The 13730-nt window shown below is 67.8% G+C and carries 14 protein-coding genes and 1 riboswitch; of the genes, 2 read left to right on the top strand and 12 right to left on the bottom strand.

Annotated features, from left to right (window positions below; all coding sequences use genetic code 11):
• Window positions 1-67 precede the first annotated feature (67 nt).
• The 8 genes from rplS to ACZYZ5_RS15480 all read right to left on the bottom strand — a co-directional run bounded on the left by rplS (window position 68) and on the right by ACZYZ5_RS15480 (window position 5764).
• Window positions 68-427 carry a 50S ribosomal protein L19 gene (rplS, locus tag ACZYZ5_RS15515; RefSeq protein ID WP_282380368.1) on the bottom strand — a complete coding sequence of 120 codons (360 nt, stop codon included), beginning with the start codon at window positions 425-427 and terminating at the stop codon, window positions 68-70.
• A gap of 230 nt (window positions 428-657) precedes the next feature.
• On the bottom strand, window positions 658-1467 hold the full coding sequence (trmD, locus tag ACZYZ5_RS15510) for a tRNA (guanosine(37)-N1)-methyltransferase TrmD (RefSeq protein ID WP_463902844.1): 810 nt from the start codon (window positions 1465-1467) through the stop codon (window positions 658-660).
• Window positions 1468-2070, bottom strand: a complete 603-nt coding sequence (rimM, locus tag ACZYZ5_RS15505; protein ID WP_463902843.1) for a ribosome maturation factor RimM — start codon at window positions 2068-2070, stop codon at window positions 1468-1470. It abuts the gene before it with no gap.
• 113 nt (window positions 2071-2183) lie between these two features.
• Window positions 2184-2426: an RNA-binding protein gene (locus ACZYZ5_RS15500; RefSeq protein WP_224046810.1), complete on the bottom strand. Its 243-nt coding sequence runs from the start codon at window positions 2424-2426 to the stop codon at window positions 2184-2186.
• A gap of 1 nt (window position 2427) precedes the next feature.
• A complete protein-coding gene (gene rpsP, locus ACZYZ5_RS15495; RefSeq protein WP_104175432.1) occupies window positions 2428-2850 on the bottom strand; it encodes a 30S ribosomal protein S16 in 423 nt (140 codons plus the stop codon).
• A 204-nt stretch (window positions 2851-3054) separates the two neighbouring features.
• Window positions 3055-3492: a hypothetical protein gene (locus tag ACZYZ5_RS15490; RefSeq protein WP_463902841.1), complete on the bottom strand. Its 438-nt coding sequence runs from the start codon at window positions 3490-3492 to the stop codon at window positions 3055-3057.
• A 214-nt stretch (window positions 3493-3706) separates the two neighbouring features.
• Window positions 3707-4582: a VOC family protein gene (locus ACZYZ5_RS15485; RefSeq protein ID WP_463902839.1), complete on the bottom strand. Its 876-nt coding sequence runs from the start codon at window positions 4580-4582 to the stop codon at window positions 3707-3709.
• 69 nt (window positions 4583-4651) lie between these two features.
• Window positions 4652-5764: an amidohydrolase family protein gene (locus ACZYZ5_RS15480; protein WP_463902837.1), complete on the bottom strand. Its 1113-nt coding sequence runs from the start codon at window positions 5762-5764 to the stop codon at window positions 4652-4654.
• 77 nt (window positions 5765-5841) lie between these two features.
• Window positions 5842-5949, top strand: a riboswitch (TPP riboswitch).
• On the opposite strand from ACZYZ5_RS15480, the gene thiC reads away from it, so the two are divergent.
• Window positions 5944-7770, top strand: a complete 1827-nt coding sequence (gene thiC / locus ACZYZ5_RS15475; protein ID WP_463902835.1) for a phosphomethylpyrimidine synthase ThiC — start codon at window positions 5944-5946, stop codon at window positions 7768-7770. Its footprint overlaps the riboswitch before it by 6 nt.
• On the opposite strand, the gene ACZYZ5_RS15470 is transcribed toward thiC, so the two are convergent.
• Window positions 7767-8516, bottom strand: a complete 750-nt coding sequence (locus ACZYZ5_RS15470) for an alpha/beta fold hydrolase (protein WP_463902833.1) — start codon at window positions 8514-8516, stop codon at window positions 7767-7769. The genes thiC and ACZYZ5_RS15470 overlap by 4 nt on opposite strands.
• 60 nt (window positions 8517-8576) lie before the next feature.
• On the bottom strand, window positions 8577-10163 hold the full coding sequence (ffh, locus tag ACZYZ5_RS15465) for a signal recognition particle protein (protein WP_463902831.1): 1587 nt from the start codon (window positions 10161-10163) through the stop codon (window positions 8577-8579).
• Window positions 10164-10315: 152 nt separating this feature from the next.
• On the opposite strand from ffh, the gene ACZYZ5_RS15460 reads away from it, so the two are divergent.
• On the top strand, window positions 10316-11704 hold the full coding sequence (locus tag ACZYZ5_RS15460) for a glucose-6-phosphate dehydrogenase (RefSeq protein ID WP_463902829.1): 1389 nt from the start codon (window positions 10316-10318) through the stop codon (window positions 11702-11704).
• A gap of 94 nt (window positions 11705-11798) precedes the next feature.
• On the opposite strand, the gene ACZYZ5_RS15455 is transcribed toward ACZYZ5_RS15460, so the two are convergent.
• Both ACZYZ5_RS15455 and ACZYZ5_RS15450 read right to left on the bottom strand, forming a co-directional pair.
• On the bottom strand, window positions 11799-12137 hold the full coding sequence (locus ACZYZ5_RS15455) for a P-II family nitrogen regulator (protein WP_024366371.1): 339 nt from the start codon (window positions 12135-12137) through the stop codon (window positions 11799-11801).
• Window positions 12134-13507 (bottom strand): ammonium transporter, encoded by a 1374-nt coding sequence (locus tag ACZYZ5_RS15450; protein WP_463902826.1) that lies wholly within the window; start codon window positions 13505-13507, stop codon window positions 12134-12136. Before ACZYZ5_RS15450 ends, ACZYZ5_RS15455 begins: the two co-directional genes overlap by 4 nt.
• Between the last annotated feature and the right edge of the window lie 223 nt (window positions 13508-13730).

The raw sequence follows: 13730 nt of genomic DNA, 5'->3' as shown, positions 1-13730 counted from the left end.
CCGGACACGGACCGTGGACCCGCGGTGGAAGCCTGCGGTGGAAGGCTGTGATTGAAGCCGGAAAGGACTACTTCTTGGTCTGGAAGTCGCGCTTTTCCTTGATCTTCGCAGCCTTGCCGCGCAGATCGCGCATGTAGTACAGCTTCGCGCGGCGCACGTCACCCTTGGAGACGAGCTCGATCTTATCGATGATCGGGGAGTGCACCGGGAAGGTACGCTCCACGCCAACGCCGAAGGAGACCTTGCGGATGGTGAAGGTTTCGCGCAGGCCGTCGCCGTGGCGGCCCAGGACGAAGCCCTGGAAGACCTGGACGCGGGAGTTCTTGCCTTCGATGATGTTCACGTGAACCTTGAGGGTGTCACCCGCGCGGAAGACGGGAACATCGGTGCGCAGCGAGGCTGCGTCTACAGAATCGAGGATATGCATTGATTCACTCCTGGTGAACGCCACAGGTCCTTCACGTGGGGTCACGGCGGCGAAGCCCGGGTGCAGTTGCGGCCCGGAAATTCCCGCCGAAAATTTTGTGAATCCGGCTCCGCCAGGAATTGGCGGGGCCGGGGTGCCGCACTGTTGGTGACGCTCCCCCTGTGGCAGGTTCGCACCCAGCAGGCACAAGGACTAATTTTGCCACATCCGGGGCCGTCCAGCCAATCCGGTCAGGCGGAATCCCCGTCGGCGTCCGCGCGGCGCGAGAGATGGCCGTCGACGATGTCGTAGCCGAGGTCCGCGAAGGCGGTGCGGTCCGCGCGGGGCAGCTTGGCGGCGTCGAACTGCTCCAGCAGGTCCGGGCGGCGTTCAGCGGTGCGCCGGTACTGCTCGTGCCGGCGCCACTGGGCGATCTTGCCGTGGTTGCCGCTAAGCAGTACCGCGGGGACCTCGCGGTCCCGCCAGCTGGAGGGCTTGGTGTAGACGGGGTACTCCAGCAGGCCGTCCGAGTGCGACTCCTCGACGAGGGACTCGGGGTTGCCCACGACGCCGGGCAGTAGGCGGCCGATGGCCTCCACCATCGCCAGCACCGCCACTTCGCCGCCGTTGAGGACGTAGTCGCCCAAGCTCATGGGCCGCACCGTGAAGTGCCCGGCCGCCCATTCCATCACGCGCTCATCGATACCCTCGTAGCGGCCGCAGGCAAACACCAGCCGCTCTTCCCCGGCGAGTTCATGGGCGGTGGCCTGGGTGAACCGCTCCCCCGCCGGTGACGGCACAATCAGGACCGGCTTAGCCGCATCGCTGGGGCGGTCCGCCGCGACGGCGGCCAGGGCCTGCGCCCAGGGCTCGGGTTTCATGACCATGCCGGCGCCGCCGCCGTACGGGGTGTCATCGACGGTCCGGTGGCGGTCCGTGGTGAATTCCCGGAGATCGTGGACGTTCAGCTCCAGCAGGCCGTCCTGGCGCGCCTTGCCAATCAGCGACAGTTCCAGCGGGGCCAGGTACTCGGGGAAGATGCTGACGACGTCGACCCTCATTTAGGCCTTGTCCCCGGTGTCGGCGCGGCTTTCGGTGCTGTCCCCGGCCGGCACATCCGCGGCCTGCTCATCCCCGGACTTGGCCTCGTCCTCGACGTTGACTTCGAATAGTCCCGGCGGCGGGGTGACCAGGATGTAGCCTTCCCCGACGTTGACCTCGGGGACGATCTGCTCGACGAAGGGAATCAGGACTTCCTTGCCGTCCGTGGCGGTGACGACGAGCAGGTCCTGGACCGGGAGGGTGCGGAGGCCGGAAACCTTGCCGACCAGCTGGTCACCGACGCGGACCTCCAGGCCCTCGAGCTCGTGCTCGTACCAGCCCTCGTCGTCGTCATCGGCGTCGAGTTCCTCGGTTTCGATGAACAGCTTGGCTCCACGGACGGTCTCCGCCTCGTTGCGGGTCTCGATCTCCTCGAAGGCGAGCAGCAGGATGTCCTTGTTCCAGCGGGCGCTGAGGATGGTGAGCGGCCCCGCGGCGGCGGGCTCCACCACGAACTGGGTTCCCGGGACGAAGCGGTCGCCGGGCGCATCGGTGAGCACCTGGACGGTCACTTCGCCGCGGATGCCGTGGGGCTTGCCGATTCGTGCCACCTGAAGCTGCATCTGTTCCTCTGTTCGGGGTTGGTGTGTGGGTGGGGCTGCGGGGGAAAACAGTCCGGCCCCTCCACCATTATCTGGTGAAGGGGCCGGACTCAAGACAAGTGTTGCTGGAAGCGTTACCGGCGGCGGTCGGTGTCGACGACGTCGACCCTGACCGGCTCGCCGTCCGCCAGTGCTGCCACCACAGTGCGCAATGCGCGTGCGGTGCGGCCCTGGCGGCCGATCACCCGTCCGAGGTCGTCCTGATGAACGCGCACTTCGAGGGTGTCCCCGCGGCGGTTGTTCTTCGCACTGACCTTGACATCGTCAGGACTGTCAACGATCCCGCGGACGAGGTGCTCGAGCGCTTCTGCCAACAATTTACTCAGCCTCGGTGGTCTCTGCTGCGGCGTCGGCGGGAGCCTCGGCTGCATCGTCCTTCTTGGCCTTCTTGGTGATGGCTTCCGGGATGATCACGGAACCCTTTTCCGGGGTAACGAAGGCAGCCTTGGGAGCCTTGGTCTTCAAGGTGCCCTCCTGGCCCGGGAGACCCTTGAACTTCTGCCAGTCACCGGTGATCTTGAGGATCGCGGCAACCTGCTCGGACGGCTGTGCGCCGACGCCGAGCCAGTACTGGGCACGGTCCGTGTCGACCTCGATGTACGAGGGCTCTTCGGTCGGGTGGTACTTGCCGATCTCTTCGATGGCACGGCCGTCACGCTTGGAGCGTGCGTCCATGACGACGATGCGGTAGTACGGTGCGCGCATCTTGCCAAAGCGCTTAAGGCGAATCTTTACGGCCACTTTTGTGGTCACTCCTGTTTCTGAAACGGGGTCGAGCCCGGCGTTCTGCACCCGTGGGGCGGGCCGTACTAGGGGGTTCTAAAAGGACAAGATCCGGACGCGGAGAGAGGGGCCACGCAGATCGAGTACCTGTTTATTGTGCCAGATCAGCGGCGGGAATTCGACTTGACACCCGGAACCGGTCGATTTGGGGCCCGACACGGGTCAGGAAGTCCAGACGTAGAGGCCGGACTTGCTGGCGGGGTCGACCTCGGCGGCCAGTTCGGCGAGCTGCCGGACGTAGCGGGCGGCCTGCTCTGCGCCGAAGGGCATGTCCTCTTCGGCAGCCCAGCTTTCGGCGACGTCGTCCAGGACGTTGCCCTCGCCCTCGGTCTCGTAGCTGAGCAGCTCGGCCAGGGCGCGGACCATCGCCGGCGGCACGCCGAGCAGGGAGTCGCTGGCGACATCCACCATGGCGAGCTCGTAGTCGGCGCCGGAGGCGTGGACGGCAGTGCCGGCGAGGTCGCCCAGGCGCTCGACTTCGAAGTCGGTGATGTCCGTCATCCGGACGGCCCCGGAGGCCGCCGCGGCCCCGCCGTCGAGGGCGGCGGCACGCTTGAGGGCTTCATCGTGCTTGGAAACAAAGACTTCGGTGAATCCCATGGAGCTCGTCCTTAGCTGTCCGGCGGCGCTGGGCCGCTGTTTTGTGGCGTCACTTCAGCCTAGCCGCTCCGGCCCGGCGGGCTCCCAGACGGGACATGCCCTCCCCTGACCGTGACCGATGGACATACGGGCATCATGTCCAGTCACCCCTGCCTGCGCGGGGCATGTCCCCGAGGCTGGAAACCTGCGCAGGAGTGGCGGGGGCGGCGGTCACTCAGCGAACGGCGACGCGGATGCGGTTGCGCCACGGGTCCTCGAAGCGCAGTTCGGCGCCGGTGTGGTGGGACTGGACCCCGGCGGTCCTGAGGCGGTCCGCGAGGGCTCCGACGTCGTCTCCGGCCGGCACTTCGATCAGCACCTCGCCGAGGCCCAGGGTGTCGCGGCGGGGGCCGGCGCCGCGGCTGTTCCAGACGTTCATGGCCATGTGGTGGTGGTAGCCGCCGGCCGAGACGAACAGCGCCTGTCCGTGCCAGCCCGCCGTCTTTTCGAACCCGAGCGTTCCGACGTAGAAATCCTGCGCGGACTGGACGTCGCCGACCTGCAGGTGGACATGCCCGACGCCGGCCTCGGCCTCGCGCTGACCGGTCACGGATTCCTCGGTGAGGTACTGCTCGAGGTAGCGCTGCGGCGGCAGGGCCAGGCTGTCCATCACCACGGTCTTGCCGTCCCAGGACCAGGCGTCGCGGGGACGGTCCCAGTAGAGCTCGATGCCGTTGCCCTCCGGATCGGTGAAGTAGAAGGCTTCGCTGACCAGGTGGTCCGCGCTGCCGCTGAAGGACTGCGGCTCGTACTGCGCCGCGCTGGCGACGGTGGCGGCGAGGGAGGGCTGGTCCTCGAACAGCAGGGCCGTGTGAAAGAGTCCGGCCTCGCCGCGGGACGGGACGCTCAGCCCGGGCGCCGGGGCGAGGTGGACCAGCGGCTTCCGCCGGCGGCCGAGGTAGAGTCCGCCGTCCTGCTCGGCCACGACGTCGAGGCCCAGGGCCCGCTGGTAGTAGTCCGTCATGAGCTTCATGTCGCCGACCTTGAGCATCACGGTGCCCATGGTGAGTTCGGCGGGAAGAAGATCCTCGATGCTGGTTTCTGCAGTCATGTGATCGCTCCGGTGCTTCGGCGGCCACCGACCGTCGATGACCCTCATAGAGCTAAATTACTTGAAGCTTCAATTTATTCCTAATGGGGCGGGGCGGTTCCGGCGGGCCAGTTCTCCGCGCAGGACGATGTGCCGGAGGGTCTGCAGGGTGGCCAGGTTCCGGCGCGGGTCCTCGGCGCAGACCAGGACGTCGGCGCTGGCGCCGTGCGTGATCCCGTCGGCCCCCAGCCAGTTCCGGGCGGCCCAGGCGCCGGCGTCGAGCGCCGCGGAGGCGGGGAGACCGGCGGCGTGCAGCGCCTGGAGCTCGTCGACGATGCGCCCGTGTTTGATTACGCTGCCTGCGTCCGTCCCGGCGTAGATCGTGACGCCGGCCTCGAAGGCGCCCAGCACGCGTTCCGCCCGGCGCTCCCAGAGCGCGCGCATGTGCGCCGCGTACCGGGGGAACTTGGCCGCAGCCTGCGCGGCGATGTCCGGGAACGTGGCGATGTTGATGAGGGTGGGGACGATCGGGACGCCCTGTTCGACGAAACGCGGCAGGTGCCTCGGGAGCAGGCCGGTGGCGTGCTCGATGCAGTCGATCCCGGCGTCGAGCATGTCATCGAGCGTGTCCTCCGCGAAGCAGTGTGCCGTCACGCGGGCGCCTTCGTCGTGGGCGGCAGCGACGGCGTCTTTCAGCGTCCGGGCCGGGAAGCTGGCAGCGAGGTCGCCGGCGTCGCGGTCGATCCAGTCCCCGACGAGCTTGACCCAGCCGTCCCCGGCGCGGGCCTGTTTGCGCACGGCTTCGACCAGGCCCTCCGGTTCCACCTCGACGGCGAAGCCCCGCAGGTACCGCCGTGTCCTCGCGATGTGCCGGCCCGAGCGGATGATGCGGGGCATGTCGGCGCGCCGCTGGAGCCAGCGGGTGTCATGGACGGCGCCGGCGTCGCGGACGAGCAGGGTCCCGGCGTCGCGGTCCGCCCGGGCCTGCGCCTCCGCTGTCCCGTCCGGGACGTCCCCGCCGGGGCCGAGACCGATATGGCAGTGCGCGTCGACCAGCCCGGGGATGACCCAGCCGTCCAGGACGAGGCCGGGCGCGGCGGCCGGACGGTCGAAGGTCAGCAGGCCGTCCACCGACCAGAGCCCGCGGTGTTCCTGGTCCGCCGCGGTGAGGATGGGGCCGCTGAACTCGATGATGCTGGTCATGGCTTCAAGCCTAGACCGCGGCCTGACCGGGCGCCGTCATACGCGGCGGCCTTCCGGAGAGCCTGTGGTAGCTTCGTCTACGACCACACGGGAGCCCTTGCAGGGGCTGAGATCGGGCTGACGCAGCCTGCGACCGTTGAACCTGTCCGGGTAATGCCGGCGAAGGAAGTGAGCATTCCGTGAAGACGCAATTGACACAGCACAGCCCTGTCCAAAATGACGCAGTCCCGGGCCTGTCGGTCCATGATCAGCCCCCGGCCCCCACACAATCGCTGAAATCCCACTCCCTGGCGTTCGCCACGGACGCCGAACACGGCATCCGCGTCCCGGTGACCGAAATCGCGCTGGCCGACTCCCCCGGCGGCGCCGCCAACGCCCCGTTCCGCGTGTACCGCACCGCAGGCCCCGGAAGTGAACCGGTCCGGGGCCTGCAGCCGTTCCGTGGCCCCTGGATTGCCGCCAGAGGGGACACCGAACCCTACGAGGGCCGGGGCCGGGAGCTGCTCGATGACGGCAGGTCGGCAGTGCGCCGCGGCGCAGCGTCGGCCGAATGGCGGGGCGCCCGGCCGGTGCCGCGCCGCGCCGTCGACGGCAGGACGGTCACGCAGATGCGGTACGCGCGGGACGGGGTGATCACCCAGGAGATGCGGTTCGTCGCGCTGCGCGAGAACTGCGACGTCGAACTGGTCCGCTCCGAAGTCGCCGCAGGCCGCGCCATCATCCCCAGCAACGTCAACCACCCCGAATCCGAACCGATGATCATCGGCAAGGCGTTCCTGGTGAAAATCAATGCCAACATCGGCAACTCGGCGGTGACCAGCTCCATCGCGGAGGAAGTCGACAAGCTTCAATGGGCCACCCAATGGGGCGCGGATACCGTCATGGACCTCTCCACCGGGGACGACATCCACACCACCCGCGAGTGGATCATCCGCAACTCCCCCGTGCCGATCGGCACCGTCCCGATCTACCAGGCGCTGGAAAAGGTCAACGGCGAGGCCAACGCCCTGACGTGGGAGATCTTCCGGGACACCGTGATCGAGCAGTGCGAGCAGGGCGTGGACTACATGACCATCCACGCCGGAGTGCTGCTGCGCTACGTGCCGCTGACCGCCGGCCGGGTCACCGGCATCGTGTCCCGCGGCGGAGCGATCATGGCCGGCTGGTGCCTGGCGCACCACCAGGAGAACTTCCTCTACACCCACTTCGACGAACTGTGCGGAATCTTCGCCCGCTACGACGTCGCGTTCTCGCTGGGTGACGGGCTGCGGCCCGGCGCGACGGCGGATGCCAACGACGCGGCGCAGTTCGCCGAACTGGACACCCTGGCCGAGCTCACGCAGCGGGCCTGGGCTTTCGATGTCCAGGTCATGGTGGAGGGGCCCGGACACGTGCCGTTCCACCTGGTCCGGGAAAACGTCGAGCGCCAGCAGGAACTCTGCAAGGGAGCCCCGTTCTACACGCTGGGGCCGCTGGTCACCGATATCGCACCCGGCTACGACCACATCACCTCGGCGATCGGCGCCACCGAGATCGCCCGCTACGGCACCGCCATGCTCTGCTACGTCACCCCCAAGGAACACCTCGGGCTGCCGAACAAGGATGACGTAAAGACCGGTGTGATCACCTACAAGATCGCTGCCCACGCCGCGGATCTCGCCAAGGGCCACGCCAGGGCCCATGAACGCGACGACGCCCTGTCCAAGGCACGGTTTGAGTTCCGCTGGCGGGACCAGTTCGCGCTGTCCCTGGACCCGGTGACGGCCGAGGCGTTCCACGATGAGACGCTCCCCGCGGAGTCGGCCAAAACGGCACATTTCTGCTCGATGTGCGGACCCAAATTCTGCTCCATGCGGATCAGCCAGGACATCCGGGACGAATACGGCCCAGCGGATGCGCAGGCCGCGCTGGCGGCCGGAATGCGGGAAAAGAGCAACGAGTTCATCGCCTCGGGCGGCAAGGTCTACCTGCCGGCGCCTGCCGTCGGCGGAGCCGCCGCCGGCTAGGAGGCGTGGGCGTGCTGCTGCCGGCCGACGTCGGCGATGAACGCCCGGATGATCCGGTTTCCCTCAGCCGCATCCTGGGGCCGGTGCCCTCCCGGCGCGGTGCGGTGCACGGCGCCGGTCTCCCGCAGGTAGCCCGCGATCTCTTCGTAGAGCGGTTCCCAGCCGCCGGTCAGGACCAGCGTGGGGACGCCGGGGACAATCTGCAGCGGGGCTTCCCAGGGCGGAACCTGCAGGCGCAGGCGGCGAGCCTCCCGCTGGTCTTCCGGGCTGGGGGCGCCGAGGGTCGCCTGGGCCGGCGTGTGGGCTGCGAACACCCGGCGGACGAATTCGCGGTGGAAATCCTCATCGCTCAGGTGGTGGCGGACCTCGAAGAGCGGCTGCATCAGGGCTCGGTGCGCCGCCGTCGCCGGGAGCTCCGCGGTGAGCGAGAGGCAGGCCGGCTCCACCAGGGTCAGCGACTGCACCAGGTCCGGGCGTTCGACGCCGGCCATCATCGCGGCGATGGCACCCTGCGAGTGGGCGACGACGTGGCCGCCGGCCATGCCGCGGCCGTCGTCGGCCAGCGCACGAAGGACGATCGCCGCGTCGGCGGCGAAGTCCGTTTCCAGCGGCTCATCGACGGGGTCATACCCATGGCGGCGCAGGAACAGCGCGTCGTAGTCCAGCGCCATTCCGTGCTGTTTCGGCCACGCGGCAGCACCGAAGCTGCCCGCCCCGTGGACGAAGACTACGCGCGGCTTGTACATGGTCCAACCCTATGACACCGGCACCGGTAACGGGCCGGCGACATCTCAGCCGGCAGGGGCCTATTTGCCGCCACCGAGGAACTTGTCAAAGCCCTTGGGCAGGTTCAGCTGGGAGGGATCGAAGTCGCCGCCCTGCTGGCCGAACGCGGCGCCGGTCGGGAGGGCCTTGGCACCTTCGGCCCGACGGGCCTGGGCCTCCTTGAGCTCCTGCGCGGCCTTCGCCGGGTTGCCGGAGCGGGCCTTCTTCTTGGGTGCGCTCTTGGCGCCCTTGCGGGCCCCGCCGCCGCCCATGCCGGGCATCCCCGGCATCCCGGGCATGCCGCCGCCGGCAGCCATCTTCTTCATCATCTTCTGGGCCTGACTAAAGCGTTCCAGCAGGCCGTTGACCTCGGAGACGTGAACACCGGAGCCGCGGGCAATCCGGGCCCGGCGGGAACCGTTGATGATTTTAGGGGCGACGCGTTCATGCGGCGTCATGGACCGCACGATCGCCTCGACGCGGTCGATCTCACGCTCGTCGAACTGCTCGAGCTGCTGCCGGATGTTCTGCGCTCCGGGCATCATCATGAGCATCTTCTTCATGGAGCCCATGTTGCGGATCTGCTGCATCTGGGCGAGGAAGTCGTCGAGTGTGAAGTCTTCCTGGTCGGCGAACTTCTGCGCCATCCGGGCAGCTTCGTCCTTGTCCCAGGACTTCTCCGCCTGCTCGATCAGGGTGAGCACGTCACCGAGGTCGAGGATGCGCGAGGCCATCCGGTCCGGGTGGAAGAGCTCGAAGTCATCCAGGCCTTCGCCGGTGGACGCGAACATCACGGGCTTGCCAGTGACCGAGGCGACGGACAGTGCGGCGCCGCCGCGCATGTCGCCGTCAAGCTTGGAGAGCACGATGCCGGTGAAGTTGACGCCCTCGTCGAAGGCCATCGCCGTGTTGACGGCGTCCTGGCCGATCATGGCGTCGACCACGAACAGCACTTCGTTCGGAACAATGGCGCGGCGGATCTGGCGCGCCTGTTCCATCATCTCGGCGTCCACGCCGGTCCGGCCGGCGGTGTCAACGATTACGACGTCGTGCAGGGTGCGGCGGGCTTCCTCGACGCCGGCACGGGCAACCGAGACCGGATCGCCGGCCGGGTGGTCCAGTTCCGTGGAGGTGGCACCCGGGTGCGGGGCAAAGACCGGCACCCCGGCGCGTTTGCCGACAACCTGGAGCTGGGTCACGGCATTGGGACGCTGCAGGTCGCAGGCCACCAGGAGGGGGCTGTGGCCCTGCGACTTGAGGTGCTTGGAGAGCTTGCCCGCCAGGGTGGTTTTGCCGGCACCCTGCAGGCCGGCGAGCATGATGATGGTTGGCCCGGTCTTGGCCAGCCGGATCCTGCGGGTCTCGCCGCCGAGGATCTCGACGAGCTCCTCGTTGACGATCTTCACGATCTGCTGGCCCGGGTTCAGGGCGGCCGAAACCTCGGCACCGAGGGCCCGTTCGCGCACCCGTGCCGTGAATTCCCGGACGACCGGAACGGCGACGTCGGCGTCGAGAAGGGCGCGCCGGATTTCGCGGACCGTGGCGTCAACGTCCGCCTCGGTCAGGCGGCCCTTGCCACGGAGATTCTTGAAGGTTGCTGTCAACCGGTCAGAGAGTGAATTGAACACGCGCCGTGCACTTCTTTCAGTGGATCTACAGATGGCGGCCGGTCCGGCACGCCAGCGTCGCGACTGATGTTCGCCGGAACGAACTGCCTCGACAACGGGACTCGACTATCTAGGGTACCAAGACGCGCCTCCAAGATGGCATGCTGACTTAGGTGACCAGCCAAACAACCATAAAAACCCTGCTCATCCTCGGCGCCTCGGGCGACCTCACCGGCAGGCTCCTGCTGCCGGGCCTGGCCCGGCTCGTGTCCCGGGGACGCGCCGACGGCCTCACCCTGGTAGGCGCCGGCTCGGATGCCTGGACCCCCGGGAAGTGGCTGGAGCGCATCGAGGCGTCCTTCGCCGACGCCAGTTCCCAGGCCGAGGCCTCCGGCCGGCGGGAGCTGAAACGGATCCGCGACACCACCGTGTACCACCAGCTCGACGTCACGTCCGACGGGGAGCTGGCCGGCCTGCTGGCCCGGCTGGAGGGGCCCGTGGCCATCTACTTCGCGCTGCCGCCGCGCGTCAGCCAGCTGGCCTGCGAGGCGCTCACCCCCGGCCAGGTGCCGGCAGGGACCCGGCTGGTCATGGAGAAGCCGTTCGGTTCCAGCGAGGAGTCCGCCCGGCACCTGAATAAAACCCTGTCGGCCCTGGTCCCGGAGGACCACATCCACCGGGTGGACCATTTCCTGGGCAAGGCGACGGTGCTGAACATCCTGGGGCTGCGCTTCGCCAACACCTTCCTGGAGCCGGTGTGGAACCGCGAGCACATCGAAAAGGTCGAGATTGTCTTTGACGAGGACCTCGCGCTGGAGGGCCGCGCCCGCTACTACGACGGCGCCGGCGCCCTGCGCGACATGATCCAGAGCCATCTGTTGCAGATCATGGCGCTGCTGGCGCTCGAACCGCCTGCCTCGGTGGACGAGCGGGACCTCCGCGACGCCGTGGCCACGGTGCTGCGGGCCAGCAGCGTCAAGGCGCCCTACGCCAAGAGCACACGACGCGCCAGGTACACAACGGGAGCGCTTGACGGCCGGAAGGTCCCGGACTACGCCGGGGAGGACGGCGTCGACCCGGCCCGGGGCACCGAAACGCTCGCCGAGGTGGAAGTGCTGATCGACAACTGGCGCTGGCAGGGCGTCCCCTTCATCCTTCGCTCCGGAAAGGCCCTGGGCATCAAACGCAAGGAGGCCGTGGTGACTTTCCGCCCGGTGCCGCACCTGCCCAAGGGATTCACCGGGGTGGACTCCCCCAACCAGTTGCGGATCGGCTTCGGTCCGGACACCCTGCAGTTCGACGTCGATGTGAACGGCCCCGGCGATGTCCTCAGCCTGGACCGCGCCACCCTTAAGGCCGAGCTCAGCGGGTCCGAGCTGCTGCCGTACGGGGAGGTCCTGGAGGGTGTCCTGACCGGCGATCCCCTGCTCTCCGTCCGCGCCGACACCGCGGAAGACTGCTGGCGGATCCTGGAGCCCGTCCTCAAGGCCTGGGCCCGGGACAGCGCACCGCTGGAGGAGTACACCGCCGGGAGCGCCGGGCCGGAAGGCTGGCGGGCCTGACCGGCGTCGCCGTCAGTTGAGGCGGTCAGACGCACAAAAGCGGGCCGGGTACCTTTTCAGGTTCCCGGCCCGCTGTGTTGACTGAGGCTGCTGGCTAGATAGCCGCCGAGCCGCGTTCTCCGGTGCGGACCCGCACTGCTTCGAACACATCCATCGTCCAGACCTTGCCGTCACCGGCCCGGCCGGTGTTCGAGCTGGCGATAATGACATCGAGGATGTCGTCCGCCTGTTCGTCGGTGGCCAGGACCTCTACCCGGATCTTGGGCAGCAGGTCCACGTTGTACTCGGCGCCGCGGTACACCTCGGTGTAGCCCCGCTGCCGGCCGTAGCCGCTGGCCGCGCTGACGGTCAGGCCCTGTACTCCGTAGGCCTCAAGGCCCTCGCGGATGGTGTCGAGCTTTTCGGGCCGGACGATTGCTGTGATCAGTTTCATGCCTCCACACTTTCCTTACCTGGCGCTGCGGTCTTCTTGCCGTTGGACGTCGCGTCCACGGTCTCGGCAGCCGGGGCCGCCCCGGCTTCGGCCTGGGCCTTGCCGGTGATGAGTTCGTGCAGCGGGGTGAAGCTTCCGCCGTGGCCGCTGACGCCGAATTCGTAAGCCGTTTCGGCGTGCAGGCTGAGGTCCACGCCCACGACTTCCTGCTCCTGGGAAACCCGGAAGCCCATGGTCTTGTGGATGGCGAAGGCGATGAGTGCGGTCATCACTGCGGAGTAGGCGATGGCAGTACCGGCCGCTGCGAGCTGGGCCCACAGCTGGGTGAGTCCGCCGCCGTAGAACAGGCCGCCGCCAACACCGTCGGCCGGGAGGGCGATGAAGCCCAGCGCCACGGTGCCGATGATGCCCGAGACGAGGTGGACACCGACGACGTCGAGCGAGTCGTCAAAGCCCCAGCGGAACTTGAGTCCGACGGCCAGGGCGGACGCCGCACCCGCAACCAGGCCGAGGCACAGGGCGCCGATCGGGCTGACGTTGGCGCAGGCCGGGGTGATGGCGACGAGGCCGGCAACCACACCGGAGGCGGCACCGAGCGAGGTCGGGTGGCCGTCGCGGATACGCTCGGTGATGAGCCAGCCGAGCATTGCCGCGGCGGGGGCCGCGAGGGTGTTGACCCAGATCAGGCCGCCCTGTTCTGCCGTTGTCGCTGCGCCGCCGTTGAAGCCGAACCAGCCGAACCACAGGATCGCAGCACCGAGCATGACGAACGGGATGTTGTGCGGGCGGTGGTTGGGGTCCTTGCCGAAGCCCTTGCGGTTGCCGATGATCAGCACGAGGACCAACGCGGCAACACCGGCGTTAATGTGGACAACCGTGCCGCCGGCGAAGTCAATTGCCGGGCCGAGGGCCTGGCCGATGGCGCCTTCCGGGCCGAACAGCCCGCCGCCCCAGACCATGTAGGCCAACGGGCAGTACACCAGGGTGACCCAGACCGGGACGAACACCGTCCAGGCGCCGAACTTGGCGCGGTCGGCGATCGCGCCGCTGATCAGGGCGACGGTGATAATGGCGAAGGTGGCACCGTAGCCGACCTTGATGAGTCCGTCAGGAGTGTCGATGCCCTCCAGCCCGAAGGTGGCGAACGGGTTTCCGACCATCTGCATGAAGCCCTCGCCGGAGCTCATCGAAGCGCCCCAGAGCACCCAGACCACACCGACCATGCCGATGGAGATGAAACTCATCATCATCATGTTCAGTGCGGCTTTGGCGCGCGTCATGCCGCCGTAGAAAAATGCGAGTCCTGGTGTCATGAACAGCACGAGTGCTGCTGCCACCATCAGCCATACGTGACCTGCGGTAAGTTCCATGGTGCACGTCCTCCCTTGCTTAGATGCGATCTAAAAAATGTTGCGGAGTTCTCCGCGTGCCTCAACGCGGTTTGCGTTCTAAGAAGAGTTTGTCGTTGGCGTGTTTCGCCGGCGGAGGATTTAGATTGCCGGGTTGTTACAAGAACCTCCCGGAAGTAAATGGTGCGATTCCTTCTTGTTACGGTTATGTTTCACGCGTTCCAACATCCGCTCTGCCCCGCCC

This window comes from Pseudarthrobacter ribosi, from assembly GCF_055412865.1.
The sequence above is the reverse complement of the archived record's forward strand: the minus strand, read 5'-3'. Positions and strand labels throughout refer to the sequence as shown.

Bases quoted from the DNA above. Each gene is read 5' to 3' on its own strand.
- rplS (WP_282380368.1), bottom strand. From the start codon at position 427: ATGCATATCCTCGATTCTGTAGACGCAGCCTCGCTGCGCACCGATGTT.
- trmD (WP_463902844.1), bottom strand. From the start codon at position 1,467: ATGAGGGTCGACGTCGTCAGCATCTTCCCCGAGTACCTGGCCCCGCTG.
- rimM (WP_463902843.1), bottom strand. From the start codon at position 2,070: ATGCAGCTTCAGGTGGCACGAATCGGCAAGCCCCACGGCATCCGCGGC.
- ACZYZ5_RS15490 (WP_463902841.1), bottom strand. From the start codon at position 3,492: ATGGGATTCACCGAAGTCTTTGTTTCCAAGCACGATGAAGCCCTCAAG.
- ACZYZ5_RS15485 (WP_463902839.1), bottom strand. From the start codon at position 4,582: ATGACTGCAGAAACCAGCATCGAGGATCTTCTTCCCGCCGAACTCACC.
- ACZYZ5_RS15480 (WP_463902837.1), bottom strand. From the start codon at position 5,764: ATGACCAGCATCATCGAGTTCAGCGGCCCCATCCTCACCGCGGCGGAC.
- ACZYZ5_RS15470 (WP_463902833.1), bottom strand. From the start codon at position 8,516: ATGTACAAGCCGCGCGTAGTCTTCGTCCACGGGGCGGGCAGCTTCGGT.
- ACZYZ5_RS15455 (WP_024366371.1), bottom strand. From the start codon at position 12,137: ATGAAACTGATCACAGCAATCGTCCGGCCCGAAAAGCTCGACACCATC.
- ACZYZ5_RS15450 (WP_463902826.1), bottom strand. From the start codon at position 13,507: ATGGAACTTACCGCAGGTCACGTATGGCTGATGGTGGCAGCAGCACTC.